At 66.4% G+C, this 19095-nt stretch carries 16 protein-coding genes and 3 pseudogenes; 10 read left to right on the forward strand and 9 right to left on the reverse strand.

Going from position 1 to position 19095, the window contains the following annotated elements; translation table 11 throughout:
* Positions 1 to 3: 3 nt before the first annotated feature.
* From G9373_RS41355 to G9373_RS41365, 3 genes are read right to left on the reverse strand one after another with little or no spacing between them, the layout of a single operon-like run.
* On the reverse strand, positions 4 to 312 hold the full coding sequence (locus G9373_RS41355) for a hypothetical protein (RefSeq protein ID WP_167120702.1): 309 nt from the start codon (positions 310 to 312) through the stop codon (positions 4 to 6).
* 2 nt (positions 313 to 314) lie between these two features.
* Positions 315 to 1625 carry an NAD(P)/FAD-dependent oxidoreductase gene (locus tag G9373_RS41360; RefSeq protein ID WP_167120704.1) on the reverse strand — a complete coding sequence of 437 codons (1311 nt, stop codon included), beginning with the start codon at positions 1623 to 1625 and terminating at the stop codon, positions 315 to 317.
* Positions 1626 to 1671: 46 nt separating this feature from the next.
* Positions 1672 to 3120 carry an aldehyde dehydrogenase family protein gene (locus G9373_RS41365; protein ID WP_167120706.1) on the reverse strand — a complete coding sequence of 483 codons (1449 nt, stop codon included), beginning with the start codon at positions 3118 to 3120 and terminating at the stop codon, positions 1672 to 1674.
* A gap of 254 nt (positions 3121 to 3374) precedes the next feature.
* On the opposite strand from G9373_RS41365, the gene G9373_RS41370 reads away from it, so the two are divergent.
* From G9373_RS41370 to G9373_RS41380, 3 genes and pseudogenes are all read left to right on the forward strand, one after another.
* Positions 3375 to 3965 carry a TetR family transcriptional regulator gene (locus G9373_RS41370; RefSeq protein WP_167120708.1) on the forward strand — a complete coding sequence of 197 codons (591 nt, stop codon included), beginning with the start codon at positions 3375 to 3377 and terminating at the stop codon, positions 3963 to 3965.
* 772 nt (positions 3966 to 4737) lie between these two features.
* Positions 4738 to 4956, forward strand: coding sequence for a hypothetical protein (locus tag G9373_RS41375; protein ID WP_167120710.1), 219 nt, complete (start codon positions 4738 to 4740; stop codon positions 4954 to 4956).
* Positions 4957 to 5096: 140 nt separating this feature from the next.
* Positions 5097 to 5927, forward strand: a pseudogene (locus tag G9373_RS41380) (SDR family NAD(P)-dependent oxidoreductase); the annotation flags it as partial.
* A gap of 309 nt (positions 5928 to 6236) precedes the next feature.
* Here G9373_RS41380 and G9373_RS41385 read toward each other — a convergent pair.
* Both G9373_RS41385 and G9373_RS41390 read right to left on the reverse strand, forming a co-directional pair.
* Positions 6237 to 6536: a hypothetical protein gene (locus tag G9373_RS41385; RefSeq protein ID WP_167120712.1), complete on the reverse strand. Its 300-nt coding sequence runs from the start codon at positions 6534 to 6536 to the stop codon at positions 6237 to 6239.
* A 1267-nt stretch (positions 6537 to 7803) separates the two neighbouring features.
* Complete coding sequence (locus G9373_RS41390) at positions 7804 to 8748, reverse strand: hypothetical protein (RefSeq protein ID WP_167120714.1); 945 nt, start codon at positions 8746 to 8748, stop codon at positions 7804 to 7806.
* 129 nt (positions 8749 to 8877) lie between these two features.
* On the opposite strand from G9373_RS41390, the gene G9373_RS41395 reads away from it, so the two are divergent.
* The 3 genes from G9373_RS41395 to G9373_RS41405 all read left to right on the forward strand — a co-directional run bounded on the left by G9373_RS41395 (position 8878) and on the right by G9373_RS41405 (position 11009).
* Positions 8878 to 9672: a hypothetical protein gene (locus G9373_RS41395; protein WP_240961037.1), complete on the forward strand. Its 795-nt coding sequence runs from the start codon at positions 8878 to 8880 to the stop codon at positions 9670 to 9672.
* A gap of 68 nt (positions 9673 to 9740) precedes the next feature.
* The gene (locus G9373_RS41400; RefSeq protein ID WP_167120716.1) at positions 9741 to 9959 is read left to right on the forward strand and encodes a hypothetical protein; all 219 of its coding nucleotides are present in this window, start codon (positions 9741 to 9743) and stop codon (positions 9957 to 9959) included.
* A 282-nt stretch (positions 9960 to 10241) separates the two neighbouring features.
* Positions 10242 to 11009: a GAF and ANTAR domain-containing protein gene (locus tag G9373_RS41405; protein WP_167120718.1), complete on the forward strand. Its 768-nt coding sequence runs from the start codon at positions 10242 to 10244 to the stop codon at positions 11007 to 11009.
* A gap of 132 nt (positions 11010 to 11141) precedes the next feature.
* Here the strand turns inward: G9373_RS41405 and G9373_RS41410 are convergent, their stop codons facing one another.
* Both G9373_RS41410 and G9373_RS41415 read right to left on the reverse strand, forming a co-directional pair.
* Complete coding sequence (locus G9373_RS41410) at positions 11142 to 11450, reverse strand: hypothetical protein (protein ID WP_133987980.1); 309 nt, start codon at positions 11448 to 11450, stop codon at positions 11142 to 11144.
* 1005 nt (positions 11451 to 12455) lie between these two features.
* The gene (locus G9373_RS41415; RefSeq protein ID WP_240961038.1) at positions 12456 to 12974 is read right to left on the reverse strand and encodes a hypothetical protein; all 519 of its coding nucleotides are present in this window, start codon (positions 12972 to 12974) and stop codon (positions 12456 to 12458) included.
* 521 nt (positions 12975 to 13495) lie between these two features.
* On the opposite strand from G9373_RS41415, the gene G9373_RS41420 reads away from it, so the two are divergent.
* On the forward strand, positions 13496 to 14755 hold the full coding sequence (locus G9373_RS41420; protein ID WP_167120722.1) for a serine/threonine-protein kinase: 1260 nt from the start codon (positions 13496 to 13498) through the stop codon (positions 14753 to 14755).
* 286 nt (positions 14756 to 15041) lie between these two features.
* Here the strand turns inward: G9373_RS41420 and G9373_RS41425 are convergent, their stop codons facing one another.
* Positions 15042 to 15506: a hypothetical protein gene (locus G9373_RS41425; protein ID WP_167120724.1), complete on the reverse strand. Its 465-nt coding sequence runs from the start codon at positions 15504 to 15506 to the stop codon at positions 15042 to 15044.
* A gap of 141 nt (positions 15507 to 15647) precedes the next feature.
* Positions 15648 to 15860, reverse strand: a pseudogene (locus tag G9373_RS41430) (hypothetical protein); the annotation flags it as partial.
* Between the two features lie 224 nt (positions 15861 to 16084).
* Here G9373_RS41430 and G9373_RS41435 point away from each other — a divergent pair.
* The 3 genes and pseudogenes from G9373_RS41435 to G9373_RS41445 all read left to right on the forward strand — a co-directional run bounded on the left by G9373_RS41435 (position 16085) and on the right by G9373_RS41445 (position 18799).
* A complete protein-coding gene (locus G9373_RS41435) occupies positions 16085 to 17221 on the forward strand; it encodes a glutamate--cysteine ligase (protein WP_167120726.1) in 1137 nt (378 codons plus the stop codon).
* Between the two features lie 273 nt (positions 17222 to 17494).
* Complete coding sequence (locus G9373_RS41440; protein ID WP_167120728.1) at positions 17495 to 17863, forward strand: hypothetical protein; 369 nt, start codon at positions 17495 to 17497, stop codon at positions 17861 to 17863.
* 230 nt (positions 17864 to 18093) lie between these two features.
* A pseudogene (locus tag G9373_RS41445) lies at positions 18094 to 18799 on the forward strand (PAS and ANTAR domain-containing protein).
* Positions 18800 to 19095 lie beyond the last annotated feature (296 nt).

Here is a 19095-nt window from a genome sequence, read left to right on the forward strand (position 1 = left end):
GGGTTAGATGGGGCTGACGGCGCCGGCGGGCATTTCGGTGGCCTCGATCTCGACATTGTCGAGGAGCGTGGCCATCGCCAGGAACTTCGGCAGGTTCTCCGCGTCGGCATTGGCGGCGTCGGCGGCTTCCCTAGTTTCGTAGATCCACACGTCGACCCAGGTCCCGTTGTCGCGGCGTGAACACAGCGGTACCGACCACAGTGCGGGATGGGCGGCCTTGACCTCCTTGATCGCCTCCTGGCGGCGTTCGAGGAAGGTGTCGACGTCGGCGTCGGCGACGGTGAATCGGATGATTTCGGCGCAGTAGGGCATGGTCAGTTCTCGCTTTCGAGTTCGGTGATGAGCTGGCGGGCGGTCTGCAGTGCGGATTCGATGGCGCCGTCGATGAATCCGGCCCAGCCGCAGGCGTAGTCGGATCCAGCGAGCCGGACGCGGCGGGTGGTATCGCGGGCGGCGTGGGAAACGGCGTCGAGTTGGTGCGGGGCCAGCATCGGCCACGTTTCACCGGAGAGGGGGTCGGCGGTCCAGTCGTGGGCGTCGACGGCGACGACCTCGAGGTCGGGGCGCCACTTGCGTAGTTCGGCCTCCACGGCGCGGGGATCGTTGAGGTCGATGAGCCCGGACCGGGGACCGAACGCCACGATCAGGCTGTCGCCGTCCAACGGGTACTCGTACTGGACGAAGTTCAGTACCGCGTCGCTGTCGGCGAAGGCGGCGAACCTGCCGACGTCGCCCTTGACGCGGACCCACACCTTCACCCCGCTCGACGCCTGTCCTTCCGCGGCGACGGCGCTCACCCCGTGACCGAGGCCTGGAGTGACGTCGATGCTGTTGAGAATGTTGAGCGGAACGGTGACCACGACCCGTTTGCCGCGCAGCTGGGTTCCGTCACCGCAGGTGACGGTGACCCCGTCGACGGTCTCGTCGATCTTCGTAACGGTGGTGTCGAGTCGGACGTCGGCACCGCTGGCGTCGGCGGCGATCGCGTCGAGCAGCGACCTGGTGCCGCGAGCGAATTTGTAAGTGGCGCAGGCCTCGAACATCAGCTTCCAGTCACCCCCGGAGAGGGCGCACCAGCGCAACGCCTGGGTGTAGCCGCTGCGTGTCGGATCGCCGCTGAAGTTCAGTGCCCACATTCCGTCGAGCAGTGCCCGCTGCTGCGGGTCGAGGTCGAGTGCAGCGATCTTCTCGGCCACGCTGACCTGGTCGAGCGCCTTGATCTCCTCGGAGAGGGGGAAGTAGTCGTAAGGTTGCGGCAGCACCCGCCGCGCGTCGGCGAGTACCTCGGTCATCGAGGCGTCCAGTAGGTCGAGCATCGCGTCGGCGGTGCCAGTGCGCACGTCGTCGCCGACCCGCCAGTAGCCGGTGTCGAGTTCCGGACTGGCGATCAGATCCAGCCCGTAGCGGGTGATTTCCGCCCACACGTGTGGCTGGATCCAGTGCACCCAGGTGCCGCCCATGTCCAGCTCCCGGCCGAGGCTGGTTTCGCGGGTCCAGGTGCGTCCGCCGAGACGGTTGCGCGCCTCGAGAATGGTGGCCCGCGCACCCCGCTGGGTCAGCTCGCGGGCGGCGGTGATCCCGGCGAAACCACCGCCGATGATGATCACATCGGTGTCGTACTGCATGTCGAACTCCTGAATTGGTGAAAGAAGACTCTGGTGTGGGCCGTGGTCAGGCGAGGTTGACCCAGACGCCCTTGGTTTCGGTGAATTCGTCGATGGCGTTCGAGCTCATCTCCCGGCCCCAGCCGCTGGCGCCGAAGCCGCCCCAGGGGGCGGCCGGGTCGAGGAAGGGGAGCATGTTGACGAACACGCTGCCCGCGCGGATGGAGGCGGCGAGGGTGTGTGCGGTGGTCAGGTCCTTCGTCCAGATACACGCGGCGAGACCGTATTCGGTGTCATTGGCGCGGGCGGCCAGCTCGTCGGCGTCGTCGTAGGGCAGGATCGAGAGCACCGGGCCGAAGATCTCCTCGCGGGCGATGGTCATCTGGTCGGTGACTCCGGAGAAGACGGTGGGGGTGAAGAAGTTGCCTGCGGCCAACTCCCCTCCGGGGCGCGAACCGCCGGTGACCAGCTGCGCGCCTTCGGCGATGCCTGCCTGAACCAGGCGTTCGACGTGCGCGACGTGCTCTGTCGATGCCAGCGGACCGATGACGGTCTCGGGGGACAGGCCCGGACCGATCGGCAGTTTGGTTGCGGCGGTAGCGATCTTGTCGGCGAACTCGTCGACCCGGTGGGAGTCGACGAAGAAGCGGGTGTAGGCGGCGCAGACCTGGCCGCTGTTGAGCAGTGCGCCCTGCAGGTTGCCGGCGACGGCGGCATCGATGTCGGCGTCCCGGGCGATCACGCTCGGAGCCTTGCCTCCGAGTTCGAGGGTGACGCGTTTGAAGTTCGACGACGCCGCCACGACGATCTTGCGGCCGACCTCGGTGGAGCCGGTGAACGAGATTTTGTCGATGTCGGGGTGCGAGCTCAGCGCGGCCCCGGCCTCCGGGCCGCCGGTCAGGCAGTTGACCACACCGGGCGGGATGCCGGCCTCGACACACAGCCTGGCCAGGGCGACGGTCGTCAGTGGGGTCTGCTCGGCTGGTTTGAGGATGACGGTGTTTCCACAGGCCAGCGCCGGGGCGAGCTTCCAGGCGGCGATCATCAACGGGAAGTTCCACGGAGTGATCAGTGCACAGACCCCGACGGGTTCGCGGCGGGTGTAGTGCATCGTGTTCGGGATCGACACCGCTGAGGTGTGGCCCTCGATTTTGGTGCACCATCCGGCGTAGTACCGGAACACCTCGGCGGCCATCGACAGGCTCACCGTTTTGGCCACGCCGAGCGGCTGACCCTGATCCCGGGTTTCGAGTTCGGCGAGTTCGTCGGTGTGCAGTTCGATCAGATCTGCGACTTTCCACAGCAGACGCGCCCGGGCGGCGGGGGTCAGGTTCTTCCACGTCGGGTCGATCAGGGCCTGTTGTGCCGCTGCGACCGCGGCGTCGACATCGGCGACGCCGGCATCGGCGACCACGCCGAGCACCTCCCCGGTCGCCGGATCGTGCGTCTTGAACTCGGCGCCGGACGCGGCGTCGACCCAACGACCACCGATCAGCAGTCGTTCCCGGATCTCCATGAAGCACTCCTCGAGATGTTTGCCCCGAAGGCGAGTAGGTCCGGGGACTGTGAACGCCAGCCAAAAATATCCAAGTGGACAGTTGTGACCGACGGCACAAGCATGCCCCATCGTGATAAAACTGGTCAAGTGGACAGCGAAGATTTTTCGTCGCCACGGTATGCCGTAACGTGTGGAACCAATGAACGCGATCGCCCGACCGCCTACTGAGGTGTCGACGATTCGCCATCTGTACGTATCCGGGAAGGAGGGTCATGTCCGCCGCGGACACCGAGGTCTCCCGCGTTAGCCCTCGCTACGGGGAAGGCCGCACGGCGCTGCTCGCGGCAGCGGTACGCGTGGGCGCCGAGCAGGGACTGCGAAATCTGACCTACCGATCGGTCGCCCGCGAAGCAGGCGTTGCACATGGCCTCGTTGCACATCACTTCGGTAGCCGCGACGCTCTCTTGGAAGCCGCCCTGCGCTACTCCCTCGACAACAGCGTGCCATCGATGAGCACACGTCCGGGCAGCGGCGATCTGGAGGCCCTCTTCGGTGGCATCGTGGACATGGTTGGGTCTCTTCCGCACGACCTGGCATTCCAGTACGAGCTGATCCTCGAGTCACGCCGCCGCCCGGAATTGCGTCGGCACGTCGACTCTCTGTATAGCGCGTTCGAGGAAACGCTTGCCGCCGAACTCGAAGCAGGCGGACTCACATCCGATCCGAGTTTCGTGCACCTGATTTTCGCGGCCGTGGACGGGCTGGTCTTCCAGCAACTGACCATCGCAGACCCGGTAAGGACCAGCGCAGCGTTGGGCCATCTACGCACCTTGCTTACCCTTGCGGGGCACCGGGAAGAGTGACGTTCATCGACCGCGAGTACACCACGCGCTGAAAAAGATGACCGGGAATGCACGGCCGCTAGGAGGAGGGAGCGGTCATCCCTGAGGCGTTGTGACAGGCTGTGTCCGGCACTTTTCGTTCTGTGACCACGAACCCTTGCCCCACGGACGCGAGATTGCACTTGCGATTCTGCTGCGCATTGAGCAGAGGTGGTTGCCGGTGTTGGCGGGCCGGTTGCCGCTGCCCACGCCGACTCCGCTGCGTGTCGGTACACCGTCGGGCCTGTTCGAGCACACGTCGACGATCGCGCGCTGGGTCGAGGGTGAGCCGGCCGATCATGCGCCGGTGACACGTGTCGATGCGGCTGAGGTCCTTGCGTCGCCGTGTGGGTGAACTGGCGGAACCTGGCCACCGGCGTCGCCGGCACTACCGCCCTTGGGCTCGTGGAGTCCCACCCTAGTGGGCCCACCGCCCCGGGGGATCGGTGCCGATACGCCCCCGTGTCGGTCTTCACCGGCAGCGGCACGATCGCCGCGGTCGCCGACGTCGGCGCACACCCCCCTGTCGACGGGTACCAGATTCTGGTCCACCCAGGGCTGGGCACCTTCCGGGCTCGAGCGCGGGATCGTGTGTGAGTGTTGCGCGCAGTAGCGATGACCAATGACCTATGGGCTGTGATCGAGCCCGTGTTACCTGCCCCGCCGGGCGCAGGGGACGTCCGCGGAACGATCGTCGGTTGACCGGGGGAGGGATCGACGGGATCAACTGGCGATACCGGAGCACCGTGGCACGATGTCTCGGAAGAAGGTGGGAGCGTCACCGCCGCTTGGTTGGACGAGGGAACTCGCGTTCGGATGTTCGCCGCGGTGCTCGCAGCGCGAACGCGACGCGCAGCGCGAACGCGACGCGCAGCGCGAACGCGACGCGCAGCGCGAACGTGTGCTCTCGTTCGACTCGAGGATCGTCCGCGTCCACCGGTACTTGCCGGCGCACTGGCTAGTGGCGAGGTGAGGTTCGGGCCGCGAGCATCGTGAGGCCTGAGTTTGCGAATCGCCGACGGTCACAGTGCGCTTGGGGGTCGAGCAACGGTGCGGGATCGACCTCGGACGACGGGCATGCACAGCCTTCCCCATACTTATCTTCTGGTGTCGATGGTGGGGATTGCTATCTGGGTTCATGAGCGGGAGGGAAAGTCGGTTGGCTACTTCGGAGGTCGTGTCGTCGCGGTGACGGGTGCCGGCGCCGGGATCGGTCGTGAACTTGCCGTGCACCTCGCTCGGGCGGGAGCGCGGTTGGCTCTCCCGGACCTGGACGAGTCGGCGGTGGCGGAAACGGTGGATCTGTGTGGTGCGGCATCGGGTTCCGTTTTCGCCGCCGCCGTGGACGTGTCGGACAGGGACGCGGTGTTGGAGCACGCTGCGGAGGTCGGGGACAGGTTCGGCCGGGTCGATGCGGTGTTCAACAACGCCGGGATCCTGTTCGCGGGGGATGTCCTGGATTCGGAGTTCGCGGATATCGAGCGGGTGATGTCGGTCGATTTCTGGGGAGTGGTGTACGGGACGAAGGCATTCTTGCCGTACGTGATGCGCGCCGATCGCGGGCATGTGGTGAACACGTCGTCGGCCTTCGGTCTCATGGCGGCGCCGGGGTATTCGGCGTACAACGCTGCGAAGTTCGCGGTGCGTGGGTTCACGGAGTCGCTGCGCCAGGAGATGCAGGTCGGTGGGCACCCGGTGAAGGTGACGTGTGTCGTTCCCGGCGGTGTCCGCACCTCGATCGCTCGCAGGGCTGGTCATGCGGTGGGCGTCGATGGTGACGAGGTTGCGCGGTCGTTCGAGGAACGTATCGCCAGAACGGATCCCGGCGAGGCTGCACGGGTGATCTTGCGGGGTGTGGAACGGGGCAAGGCGCGGGTATTGGTGGGCACGGATGCTCGGGTGGTTGATGTGGTGACCAGGGTGCTCGGGCCGGCGTATCAGCGGTTGTGCCGGCGGCGATGCGTCTCCAGAAATGATGGGTTCACCCACAGCCTCGGAGACTGTTCGCCTGTGAATCTGTTCGCGCCGGGGAAGCCGACACGCACCCCCCTCGCGGCGGGCTCCACCGGCCGGGGAGCAGCTGCCGCGCGATGTCCATGGCCACGAGCCGCCAGCTGCCAGCTGGCGGCTACTCGTGGCTCTCTCTGGTCATCGCTTTTCCTCTCGTTGGAGCGGCGATCGGTTGGCTCACAGGGCTTCTCGTAGCCCGCCCACCGTCGGTGAAGGTTCGCACGCACCTGAGAGGGACCGGTGTCAGCGAGGGAAGAGGTGTTCGGTCAGTTGTCCCAGGGCGCACTCGTCCAGGCGGGGGAGGATGTCCATCCACACGCGCAGTGGTGGCCGCCCGGTCACGGGTACGTCGAGGAAGACGAGGGGGCGCTGCGGTGAGGACCAGTCGCGCATGTCGAGTGTCGAGCACCCGGGGGTCGGTTCGAAGCCGCTTGTGCACACCACGCTCACCCCGGGCTCGAGGGGAGTCAGAACGCGGGTTCCCGGGACGTCGGGGTTCCAGAAGCCGGGGTCCTGCGGACCGAGCACGTCGTTGACGAACACGAGGGAGCCGCGCGGTATCGGCGGGGTGGCGGGGTCGGCGCCTGCGGGGGCCGAGCCGATCAGAGCGTTGCAGCGGCGAGAGCGAATGCGGCGCCGGTGAGCCGTCCGGAGGGGATCGGCAGGGCCATGTCGGACTCCTTGGTCAGGGAACGTGCGAAAGCGTGTCCTCACGTTAGCCGTTTGTCCCACATCGAGTTTCCGCTTCGCGTGGCCGACCGGTCGATGCTGACTTGGTTCAGTTCGTCGTCAGTGTGTGAAGGAAAGCAAGTACGCGGGCCACAGCTCACCCGAAACAGATCGAATGATCGGCGGTCATCGTGTGTGTGAGGTGATTATCGGGGAGGGAGGCGTGCTGGTGTGCGCAGGGGTCGTGGGAGGGGGCGGCACGAGTGTGGTCATGAGCAGCCGGTCCTCGTCGCCGGTATGACCTTCCAGTCGGCGCCACGACCTGGGCTGTCTGGACCGCTTGGAGCACGACGATGTTGTGGTCTGCGGGTCGGAATCCGGAGAGCCGGCGGTTCACCGATGTGGTCGGGGTGGTGCGCTCGGTGGGCAGGGACCGGAGCACCGTCCTCGTCGAGGAACAGGGCTCGCGCACTGTCCCTCGTGTGGTCGATCGGGTGCTGCATCTGATCGGTTTCCGGGAAGCGAATGCCGGGATTGCCGTGACCGGGCGGGAATCGAGTCGAGGCAGCGGTGATGAACCCGTTGCCGGTTCCCACCCTGCCGACGGGTGTGGGCCTTGGGTGACGGTGTGGAATCGATGAGTGTCGGTGCGTACCGGCGCCGCTCGGCTGGTTCTGCGAGTCCGAGAGGCACGCGATGACGGATTCGAGCGCGAAAACCGCGCGGGCCTCGTTGCGGACGCTGGCTGGCTGGCGGCATTCTGGTGACGTTGTTCGCGGAGTCCACGGCCTTCTCGGTGTACGGGCGATTGGCGGTGCGGGCATCCGACCTGTCCGAGCAGCTGCGGGCGGATACCCGGCCACGAAGGGCGAATCGGTGCGGCTGAAGGTCAAGAGGATCGCCCAGCGGATCAACCCGCAGGCGAATTGAGTGGCGGTCAGGCGATCGGCTGGACTGACCGAGTGGCAGGCAGCCTCATCCATCGTTGCCGGTGTGGGGTGAGATCACGCCAGGATCATGACCTTCGTCGAGCCGAAGGTGTCGGACACCTCGATCGACGGCGGATTCGATTTGGTACCCGGCGTAAAAGTGACGGTCTGGGTGCCGACCTTGTACTGATTGTTGCCGCTCGCTGCCGTGGTCAGTCCGTGTGCACCAGTGCCCTGGCCGCGGCATACTCGTCGTATCCAGCCGAGATGGCTCCTGGTGAGATCTCTTCGTTCCGTCTGGAAAGAAGAGCTACGCGCCGCTGATGACCACGGGCGTGAAATTCCCGGGTGGGTAAGCCGACATACCCGTTGATGCTGTCGATCGCAGCGTCGACGAAGTCGAGCATCGGCGCAACAATCATTGTAGAAAGAAGGTCCCGAGACCCCTCCAAGCCAGCGGTGAACCAGTGCCGCGAGTGGGTACCACCGGACCCTAGAGTCCACAGGTGCTCTGATCCCGGCATGTAAAGATGATTCAGCTCGGTGACGTTGAGCTTCAGCGCCGCACGGCCTGCCCCGTACGTCACAGATGTCGCTAGTGCACCGGATTTGTCGAGGTGCAACTCGAAACCGTACTGCTCCAACAGCGCGTGCATTTCCTGCACGGACTCCTGAACCTGTGCAACTCGAATGCCTGTGTCCGGCAATTGCTTCAGCGGCGACAGATTTCCCTGGACGGAGGCGAGACAAACGGCGGCTGCCCTTGCAATGCGCTGGTCGGAACCGATAGCGGGGTCGGTCAGCCAGCAGACCTCGAGCAGAGCCTCGTGGACCGAGCGTACGAGCGACATCATGGGTATAGGCAGAATCTCGTCGGCATCGAGCAAGGTCTCGATGGCGATCGAGTGTTCACGTGCGACGCGCAGAAGCTCGGCGGTATGTTCGACCCCAAGCCCGAGAATTCCATTGAGGACGTCAATCTCGTGCTGTTTTCGATCGTCCAACCATTCGGCGTCGTGGGCGCGGGACGAATCAGACACCGGCTCGTGAAAAGCTACGAGGGCGGCGGTCAACTCTCGCTGTATCGCGGCGCGGTGCTGGCGGATTACCCGCACGGCGATATCTCGGGTACTTCGACCACCATGTGTCATCGTCATTGTCGTCACTTTCAGGGGAGATCTGCGTCGCTGCATCGGGCGATGCGCCACTGCCAGCGGGGAGTGTGAACTTCGCGAGTGGACTGCGTGCGAGTATCTTACGATGTCGCAAGTCGGTATCCGCGGCGCTTGGCATCGTCGGTGGCGGCGCGTGGGACGCAGCGGTGGCAGGTCTTGTTGCGCCGGGTCGATTTCCTCGATCCCGACGACGCCGAGCATCTCATCGCCGCGGACATGACGTGGCTGCTCTCGCACTGGACCTGCGTGTTCGGCACCCCGGCCTGCCAGGGCATCATCGCGGGCCGACCCGACGACGGCTGCTGCTCGCACGGCGCGTTCTTCACCGACGAGGAGGATGTCGAGAGGTTGCACGAGTCGGTGAAGCTGCTCCGGCCCGGGGGCTGGCAGTTCATGAAGCAGGGTCTCGGGAAGAGGGGGTACATCGAGGAGGACGAGCTCGGGGATGAGCCGGCGCTGCGTACCCGCCGATACAAGGGTGCGTGCATCTTCCTCAACCGTCCCGGCTTCGAGGGTGGCATCGGGTGCGCGCTGCATTCGATGGCACTCGAGCGCGGCATCGAGCCGCTCGAGGTGAAGCCGGACGTGTGCTGGCAGCTGCCGATCCGGCGCACCCAGGAATGGGTGGAGCGACCCGACGGTGAGCAGGTCCTGAAGACGACGATCACCGAGTACGACCGCCGCGGGTGGGGTGAGGGCGGCGCGGACCTGGACTGGTACTGCTCCGGCTCGCCGGACGCGCATGTCGGCGCGAAGGCGGTGTGGCAGTCGTATGCGCCGGAGCTGACCGAGTTGCTCGGTGAGGCCGCGTATCGGGAGCTGGCGCGGCTGTGCAAGCGACGCCAGGGCCTTGGCCTGGTTGCTGTGCATCCGGCGACCGCGGCCGCCGTGAAGAAGTCCCGGTAACGGGGCGGCGGGCCCTGACGAGGTCGACCCCGATCACAGCGTTATGGGCGTCGCCGGCCGACTGCTCGATGACCAGGCCGCTGCCGCCCGAGCCTGTGCCCTACGCCGGCGGACCACCACCGCGGGTCACGATCGTTCTCGAGTACCGCCGGGCACAGCAACGGCGGGAAGCCGCGAAGGCGGCCAGGATGGCACGTTTGGAGGAGTGGGAGCGGCGTCGCCGGAGACTGCGCGATGCAAAGGTGGTCTATCTGAGCGATCATCACTACGACCGGCCGTCGGAGTAGACCCGTGGTACTGTCGGCCGGCACCTCGGACACCCAGGCGCTGTAACGCACCAATCGTTTTCGTCATCACCGTGTGCCGCCCGGGTGCCGATGATGGGCGACCTGGTTTGTCTACGGAGTGAGCATCGTCGCCGCCGCGAGTAGCAGCGCCTGGCCAAGATCGCGTCCCCTTTCAACTTCGCCCTGCCTTGCACCGCGCCGCCGGTGACCACGTGATTGTGTGCGGAGGTCCGCGGGTGTCTCGTGGGACACTGAGCGGATGACCTGCGAGAAGGGCTGCTGATGGGTGAGAGGGCCGAGGCGTCGACCTCACCGGCGGTGGTGGCGAAGGTGGGTGCCGCGTTGGACGCGGTCACCGGTGCGTTGGACGGGCTGCGGTCGGCGACCGTGGGCGCCGAACCCGTCGAGGCGGTGCTGCGGCGGCTCGCCGAGACCGCGGTCTTCGCCCTGCCCGATGCCGACGCGGTCAGTGTCACCCGCCTCGACCCGACGGCGCCGCGGACAGTGGTCAGCACCGATGACCTCGTGATGCGGATCGACGAGGAGCAGTACGCGGCGGATCGGGGACCGTGCCTGGAGGCGGGGCGGGTGCGGGAACCGGTGCGGGCGGTGGTCGGGGACCATGCTGCGGTGTGGCCGGAATTCACCGCGGCCGCCGAGCAGGCAGGGATCCGGGCGTATCTCTCGGTTCCCCTGATCGTCGAGGATGCCGGCCCGGGGGAGCTGGTGGGGTCGTTCAATGTCTACAGCTATCAGGCGGAGGCCTTCGACCCGTTCGACGAGAAGTTGATGCGGTTGTTGACCACCGCGGCCTCGGCCGCGATCGGCAATGCCCGCCGTTGGCGGGCGGCAGCGGAAACGGTCGGGCAACTCGAAACAGCGCTGGTGTCCCGTTCGGTGATAGATCAGGCCAAAGGGGTGCTGATGGCGTTGTATCGGATCACCAGCGATGAGGCCTTCCACCGGCTGGTGGAGCGTTCGCAGCGCACCAACACCAAACTGTCCGACGTCGCCGACGACCTGATGCGGTCGGTGACCGTCGACCGGTGACCCGTAAAGCCCTTGTCGCCCAACGTCAACCGGGGAAGGGGCCAGGCTCCGGATGGGACACGCTCGAGGCGGTGAACCGACGAGGTGGGCGACCTTCGAGGAGGTCGCCCACCTGCGGGTCGAGCTCGGTATCTAGTTCTGGAGGATCGTCACCGGCCCCTGGGGAGTGGTGCAGACGGTCGACGGGGTGCTCGTGTTGTCCACCTCGCTGGCGAGGACGTCCAACGGTCCGACGGTGACACCGCAGACGTTGGCGGCGACTTGGGCCGCGACGCCGGCGTTTACGTCCTTCGCGATGGTGATGTTGCCGACGTCCACGTTGACCAGTCCGTCCTGCACGGTGGTCGGGGCGGCGGCGGCCGGAGCGGCGCCGGCGACGAGCAGCGATCCCCCGAAGAACAGTCCTGCTGCGGCAGTCTTCGCCATGGTCATGGTCTTCATCGTTCAACTCCTTGATCTCTAGCGGGTCACAAAACCTTCGTGATCTGATGCACAAAACCTTTGCGAGTTGACACATAAAACCTAAAGGGAATTTTGCGGGAATGTCAAATTATGGTCTCGACCTGGACCGGAATCGAACCTTTACCAGTGGCCTATTTGCGCCACTGCGGATCTCATTCCCCGCGCCGCGCAGTGCGCGGTCTCGATGTGTGGCCCCTTTTTTTTGGTTTCACATGACTGGTTCATCGATGGCGGGCGCGCGCTCGTTACAACCTCGGTCGGCAAGGGCCTGCAATTCGGGACCATTGCGCCCTCGCGGGAATGGTGCGCACTCCCAGGGATGCAAATCGATTCCTGAAATTGGTTTGCGCAGGCAGAGGCCTCGGAATCCCTCGGTCAACGGCACTCACCGCACCTACTGAACGATCTGTCTACCTGCGTTTTCAGCGCAATCCAGCGGGTCGTCTCCACGTCACGGGGCGGTGCGAGTGTGGATCGTCATATCTGACAGAGGGGGGATTTCCTGAGTCCTCAACATTATTCCACATGCGAACTATGTGAAATTTCCACTACCCGGAGAATTCATACTGGACATTCGAATAAATAGCAAATCTCTCCGGCTTCGTCCCGATTCTGTTTAAAACGCCATGGCCGAGTAAAGGGAATTTTGATTATGTAAGGAAACGGAAGGTATGCGAGAAGATTTCCGTACGACCCATGTTTGCTATTCGGGCTACGGCACCGAGAAGATGCTTACCGGCCGACGAGTAGCGGAATCCGCTAGAAACTCGCGGATTGCACACGTAACTCATGGAATCCATCAGTTCCGAATGAAATCATGCGCGAGCCCCAAAGTCCTGCGCCCAACGTCATGACCAGCTGAGATCGGCGCGCAGGGCGCAGGGGAAGTGTCCGATCGCGACGCCGCCATGGCTCATGTCATCGCCGCTGGGCGCGACCTGGCGTGCCGTGACGACGGATCGGTGGTCAATAATTCTGCCCACGCTAGCTAGCATCGCAGTCGGCCGCTCGTTCGACGTTTCGCTTGAGTACGGCCAACATCCGTGCCTGCATGATCCAGACAACCGGGGGAAAGAGCCAGTAGAAGACGAAACGTCCAAGCCAGCGAGGGCGGAAGACTTGATAACCGCCGATCACCAGACGTGTGCGCCCGCCGGGCAACTCATTCAACAGGAAGCCCCAGAGTCCTTCCGTGTAGGCCGACGGCCGTGGCTGCTTGAGATCAAGACCGCGGCCTCGAAGATCGCTCAACCCACGCAGTCCCAGGAACCGATTCGGTTCAAGCGCTGCAACCTCCCACGCGTCCACGGGGCCGTGGCGGCGTGTCCAGTACCTCACGTAGTCGCCAAGGGCGAGGTCCTGCCACTCAGGGTGGACCCTGTGGGCACTCGGGCGACCGCCGTTGTCCAGGTGGTCCCAGGAGTACCACCCCCCACGATCCCCGCCCAGCTGTACGAGCCACGGCCAGACCTGATCTGGCGGGGCGTCGATCGTGACGGCCATCGCCCCGCCCCTTTGACCGCCGGGAACCAGGTCGGCACCGGGATATGGCCCCGCGACTTCCTCATCCGTCGCGCCCCAGCGCACGAGCCGAGGGCGTACCCAGGCTCCGTAGACGACAGCTGCCGTCCCGGCGACACCGACGATCTTGCGTCCGAATGTCATACGACAAGCATCGGAGGCTCTGCACCGCCCCGCAAGGGACCAATGTAACGGGCGCTGTGCGCCCCATCGGCGGCTCGGCCGCGGCCCGACAGGAGTGGGACACGAGCAGCGTAGATCGGTGCTGCTGGGGCGGGCGGCGGACATCGGCGGCGAGCCCGACGCAGCCGATGGCCGCGAGGACCGACCGAGCCGGTGGAGGCTTCCGCGACGGCGGTGAAAGCCGAGGTCGAGAAGCTGGGGTTCCTGCGTGCCCTCGAAGGACTGGGTGCCCACGGCAGGCAGGGGAAGCCGACGGACGAGTACAGACAGGGCGGCGTCGTGGTCGCCGACCAGCGGGCCACGCCCGTTAGCGTGAACGTATGTCGGTGTCGATGGTTCTCGCAGGTCGGTACGAGTTACGGGAGGTGCTGGGCCGGGGCGCAATGGCCGAGGTGTACGACGGATGGGATCAGCGCCTGACCCGGGCGGTCGCGGTGAAGGTGCTGCGCCCGGAGATGGCGTCGATACCCCAGACCCGACGGCGTTTCGAGTCCGAGGCGCGCCTGGCCGCGACGCTGAACCACCCGAACGTCGTCGCCGTCCACGACAGCGGCGACGACCACGGCGCCCCGTACATCGTGATGGAACGCCTGCCCGGACGGACCCTGCTCGACGAGCTCCTCGCCGGCCCGCTGCCCGCACCGCGAGCGCGGGCCGTTCTCACCCAAACCCTCGACGCCGTGGGGGCCGCACACGCGGCGGGAATCCTGCACCGGGACATCAAACCGGGCAACATCCTGTTCGACGCCGACGGCGCCGTGAAGGTCACCGACTTCGGCATCGCCAAGCGAGCCGACACCGACCACACCATCGCCGGGGAGGTCCTCGGCACCGTCGCCTACCTGAGCCCGGACCGCATCACCGGACACCCCGCCTCGGTGACCGACGATCTCCACGCGGTCGCTGTCGTCGGTTACGAGGCCGTCGCCGGACACCGCCCCTACATCGGGGAGACGATCATGTCGTTGGCCCGCGCGATCGTCCGCGGTGACCACCGGCCGCTCGCCGCGGTGCGCCCCGACCTCGATCCGGCGCTGATCGCCGTGATCGAGCGCGCCCTCAGCCGCGACACCGAGCGCCGGTTCGCCAGCGCGGCCCAGATGCGCAGCGCCCTCGAGAATCCGCGCCGGATTCCGCCGCCCGCAACCCGGGTGATCGGCCCCCTCCCGGTCGCGGCCGTTCCCCCGCCTGCGCCCGCACAGCCTCGTCGATCTCCCGGTGCCGGGGTGATCGTCGCCGCGGTTGCGGCGGTGCTGGTCGCGGTCGCGGCGGCGGCGATGGCCGTGGCGTCGCAGGACGAGGACAGCACCGCAGGGTCGCCCTCGGTCCTCCCGGCGCCCGCTTCCACCCCGAGCCCCAGCCTCGCCCCGGTTGCGCCGCCGCCGACGATGACGATCCCCGGACCGGTCGCCCCGGCACCGGAGACGGTCGTACCGGATCACATCACCGGCGGCGACCAGCCGATCGCAGGTGCGGGTAACGGCGGCGGGAACGGCAACCAGGGCAACGGCAACGCAAACGGGAACGCCGGCCACGGCACCGGCAATGGTGGCCGCGGGAACGGCCGCGGCGGAAACTGAGCGGACCGCCCACAGAGCTCCTGGAAACGCGAGGAGTGGACGGCGCCGCTTCCGCGGGCGACAGAGGGTCGATGACGGTTTGTCGATCCCGAAAACAGCCCCCTATGACCAGCTGTTCAGCTGCTTCAAAAAATCACCACGAGCCAACGCCGCAATTCGATGATGTACCTCCCCTTCGGTGAGAGATACGGCGATCACCGCGTCCCGCATATCTGAGCACACCACGCCCCTGGCTCGGCCTCACTGGATGAGACAGGACAGCAGGAGTCGGAACATCAGTGAAGCCTCAGGGCGTGCGCCGTGCTGCTGGCGTAGTAGGTTGCGTTGGCTCCGGGGTCCAGGTCGAGACCGCCCAGATGACGACGACGTCGAGGGCGATGATCAGCAGTGACCACGCCGGGTAGTAGGGCAGCCACAGGAAGTTCGCCAGAATCGAGATCGCCGCGACGATGATGGCTGAGACCCGGGCCCATCCGGCGCCGGTGAACAGGGCGAGGCCGACGATCGCGACGAGGGCGCCGAGAACGAGGTGGATCCAGCCCCAGGTGGTGAGGTCGAACTTGTAGATGTAGTTCAACCCGGCCACGAACACTTCGTTTTCGGAAACGGCGGCGAGGCCCTGGAAGAACTGGATGATGCCGACGGTGACCATGATGACGGCCGCCGCCATGGAGGTGCCGGCGGCGAAGCCCTGTTTGGGCGAGGGATACTCGGACTTCGCCGGCCCCTCCCCGAAGCTGCGATCGGACATGTCTGGTCCTCCCCAAAACTACGATTTACCGGTACGACGATTGTCCGCCGCAGCGTGCGGTGTTCGCGGGAGAACCCGCGTTCCGGCTGACGAACCCGATGACGTGTACGGCATCGCTGTGACTGTTTACCTTCCCGTGCCGGGGTCGGTCAGGGGCCGGGTTTGGTAGCGGGCGAAGTCGGCGCGGATCCCGGTGATCCGCATCGCCAGTTGCAGCAAAAGCCCCGACGCGAATGCGGTGACCGAGGACAGTTCCAGGGCCAGATCTTTCTCGGCCGTGATCGGCATCGGCTCGTGCATGCGAAGACCCCGGGCTGCGGGCGGCGCGAGTGCCGGCCATCGATGGCGGCGCATGCGTCATCATCGCACTCCCCGCTGCTCTTCGGGATCGGGATCAACCGGAGGTGAGCACCAATTTTCGGTGACGGTACGGGCTCTGTCCCACAACGTATCCGGCGTGCAAGGGTGGGTGCCCACATTGCGGCCGGACGACCGGTTTGGGGCAGTGGAGGTGCGGGGAATCGGTGATCCACAGCAAGGTGGTCGGGTCCTCGGCCAGGCATGGGCAGGAGCGAGCGATGGTGGCGATACTTCCCAACACCGAGCCGGTGCGCTCACCCCTGCCCGGCTCGGCCCCGACGATCGGGGTGGAAGAGGAGTTCATCCTCGTCCACCCGCACACGGGTACACCGTTCCTGGGCAACACCGAGGTCGCCAAGGTCGGGCGGACGCTCGGCGCGGACCTGCAACTCGAACTGTCCCGATGTCAGATCGAGACGGCCACTCGGCCCTGCGCTCACCTGACGGACCTGGGGCGGGAGGTGCGCCGGGCCCGCGCGGTGGCCGCCGACGCCGCCGCGAGGGCCGGGGCCCGACTGCTCGCGGTCGCCGTGCCCCCGGCCGGCCCGCCCCCGCACTCGATTACCGACGCCCCCCGCTACCGGCTGATGGCCCACCGCTTCGGAGCCCTGGCCGAACAGGTGATCTGCGGAGCGCACGTGCACGTGTGTGTCCCGAACCGCGAAGTGGCGGCCGCGGTCAGCAACCACCTGCGGCCGTGGCTGCCGGTGTTGCTGGCGCTGACCGCGAATTCCCCGATCAGCGCCGGCCGCGACACCGGCTACGCCAGCTGGCGGCACATCCTGTGGTCGCGGTGGCCCAGCGCCGGACCGCCGCCCTACTTCCGGTCCGCGCAGCACTACGACAGCCTGGTTGCCCGGATGCTCGAGAACGAAAGCATCCTCGACACCGCGATGATCTACTGGGACATCCGGTTGTCGGCGCACCTGCCGACGATCGAGGTCCGGATCGCGGATGTACCCGCCACCGCCGGGGAAGCCGTGTTGCTGGCGGCCCTGATCCGCGGTCTGGTCGGCACCGCCCTGACCGACATCCGCCGCGGCGCCCCGGCCCCGATGCTCGACCCGCAGGTGCTGCGGTCGGCGTACTGGCGTGCCGCCCACGACGGCATGACCGGCCACGGCATCGATGCGTTGTCGGGCCGACTGGCCCCGGCGGGCGGGCTGCTCGAACGCCTGCTGTCCCGCATCCGGCCGGCACTCGAGGAGCACGGCGACTACACCGCCGCCCGGGCCGCGGTGACCCGGGTCCTGGCGACCGGCAACGGCGCGGACCGGCAACGCCGGGCGTTGCGGGCGGGTTCGCTTGCCACCGTGCTCGACCTGCTCACCCACACCACGACCGAAGGCTGCTGACCCGGGTCGATACCGCCGGCAAGGTTGTACAGGCTGTGACACCGGATCGCGTGGCCTGATTCGTTTCGAGGATTCAGGCAAGTTGGTGAGAGTCCGGTATGGGTGGGGAGTTTCGGCTTGATGTGCTCGTCGAAGAAGGCGTCGCGATCGGCCGGGTGTCCCAGATCTCGGAGACGGTGAGCCCTGCCCGGTGCGTCAATCCAAAGACCTTCGCCCCTCAGCGTTTACAAATACTCCATTGCGGAAAAGCGCACCGGAGGAGGTGCATGCACCATGACCACTGAACAGTCTGTGCGCGACACCGACGGCGCAGGCCAGACCACCCTGCCCATCCGCACACGGAAGCTCCAGGACCTGGTCGCGGCGATGTGGTCCGTCGACACCAGCGACGAACTCGACTTCGACGCGGTAGCACGGATCCGGCAACGCCAGTTCGACGACTGGATCCTCGCCGCCGCCCGCTCCGGCCTCTTCAGCCCGCGCGAGATCGACACGCTCGTGCAGTGCTGGCACGCCGACCCTCGGTCGCTGTTCGACGCCCTCCTCGCCGACTCCGACGAACTCACCCGGAGGCGCTACCAGGCGATCTGGAACTCGACGGACCCAATCGTCGCGGTGTCTGCGGGGATGCGTCAGGCGTAGTCGAGTGCGTGTTGGGTGCGGCACAAATCCCCCCGCTCGAAGATAGGGCACGGCACCGACCCTCCCCTGTTCGTCAGCCCGGTTCGTCGGGGTGCTCATGTGTGAGTAGGGAGGTGGTCGAAGCCGAGGGGAGATCGGTGAACCCGACTCCAATTGGGGCACACTCCGATGTGCGTGCTCGCATACTGTGGCAATGGCATCCGAGGCGGAGTTGGTCCTGCATGCGGGTCGTGGGTGCAGCGGTGGACAGTGAGGAGCTCCGCGGCTCGAATGCGCCTCGACAGGGCGGAAGTTTCCGGTTCTATCTCGCCGGACGGCGCTGGGAATGGTCCGATCCCGTCGCCCGGATGCACGGTTACCGCCCGGGAGAGGTCACTCCCACCACCGAACTGTTGCTCTCCCACAAGCATCCGGACGACCAACCGGCAGGTCGCGGCGCTGTTCGACAAGGTGATCCACGCCGGCGAGCCGTTCAGCAGCAAACACCGCATCATCGACACCGACGGCCGCATCCACCACGTCATCGTGGTGGGCGATCGGATGCTCGACGAGCACGACCGCGCCGTCGGCACCTCCGGCTACTACATCGACGTCACCGAGACGTTGGAAACCGACCTTCGCGTATTCAACACCGCGCTCACCGAGGCCGTGGCCGAACTCGAACAGTCGCGGGCGGTGATCGAGCAGGCCAAGGGTGCACTCATGCTCGTCTACGGCATCTCCTCGGAACGCGCGTTCGGCATCCTCACCTGGCGCTCACAGCAGACCAACACCAAACTCCGCACCCTCGCCGGGAGCTTCGTCGACGCCCTCACCGCCGAGACGACCCTGCCCGCATCGTTTCGCGCCCGGTTCGACCACCTCCTCCTCACCGCACACGAGCACCCCGACACACGGCCCGGGACACGGGACCGACAGGCGGGTCCGACCCGCTGAAAGCTGAGCCCGCCGCGTGGTCGCCCGTGCAACGACACGTCGCCGTCCGGACCGCGTCCCGGACCCGGCACCTCGCTATGCGGTGATGGGTGTCGGGCGGGTCGGGAAGGTGGAGACGGTGCGAATTCCTTCCGGCGAAGGGCGCAACCGCAGTCGGCGCGGAGGTGCACTCCGCACAGGTCGACCTGGACCGGGGATCGTAGCCGTTCGATCTCGTGTCGGTGGTGCCGTGTAGTCTTGCCGCCGTTCCGGGATTCCTGCCCCCAATAGTTTCTCGGAACCCCCCGCCCCGGCGT

The sequence above is a fragment of the Rhodococcus sp. A14 genome (genome assembly GCF_011603105.1).
Lineage (GTDB): Bacteria > Actinomycetota > Actinomycetes > Mycobacteriales > Mycobacteriaceae > Rhodococcus_F > Rhodococcus_F opacus.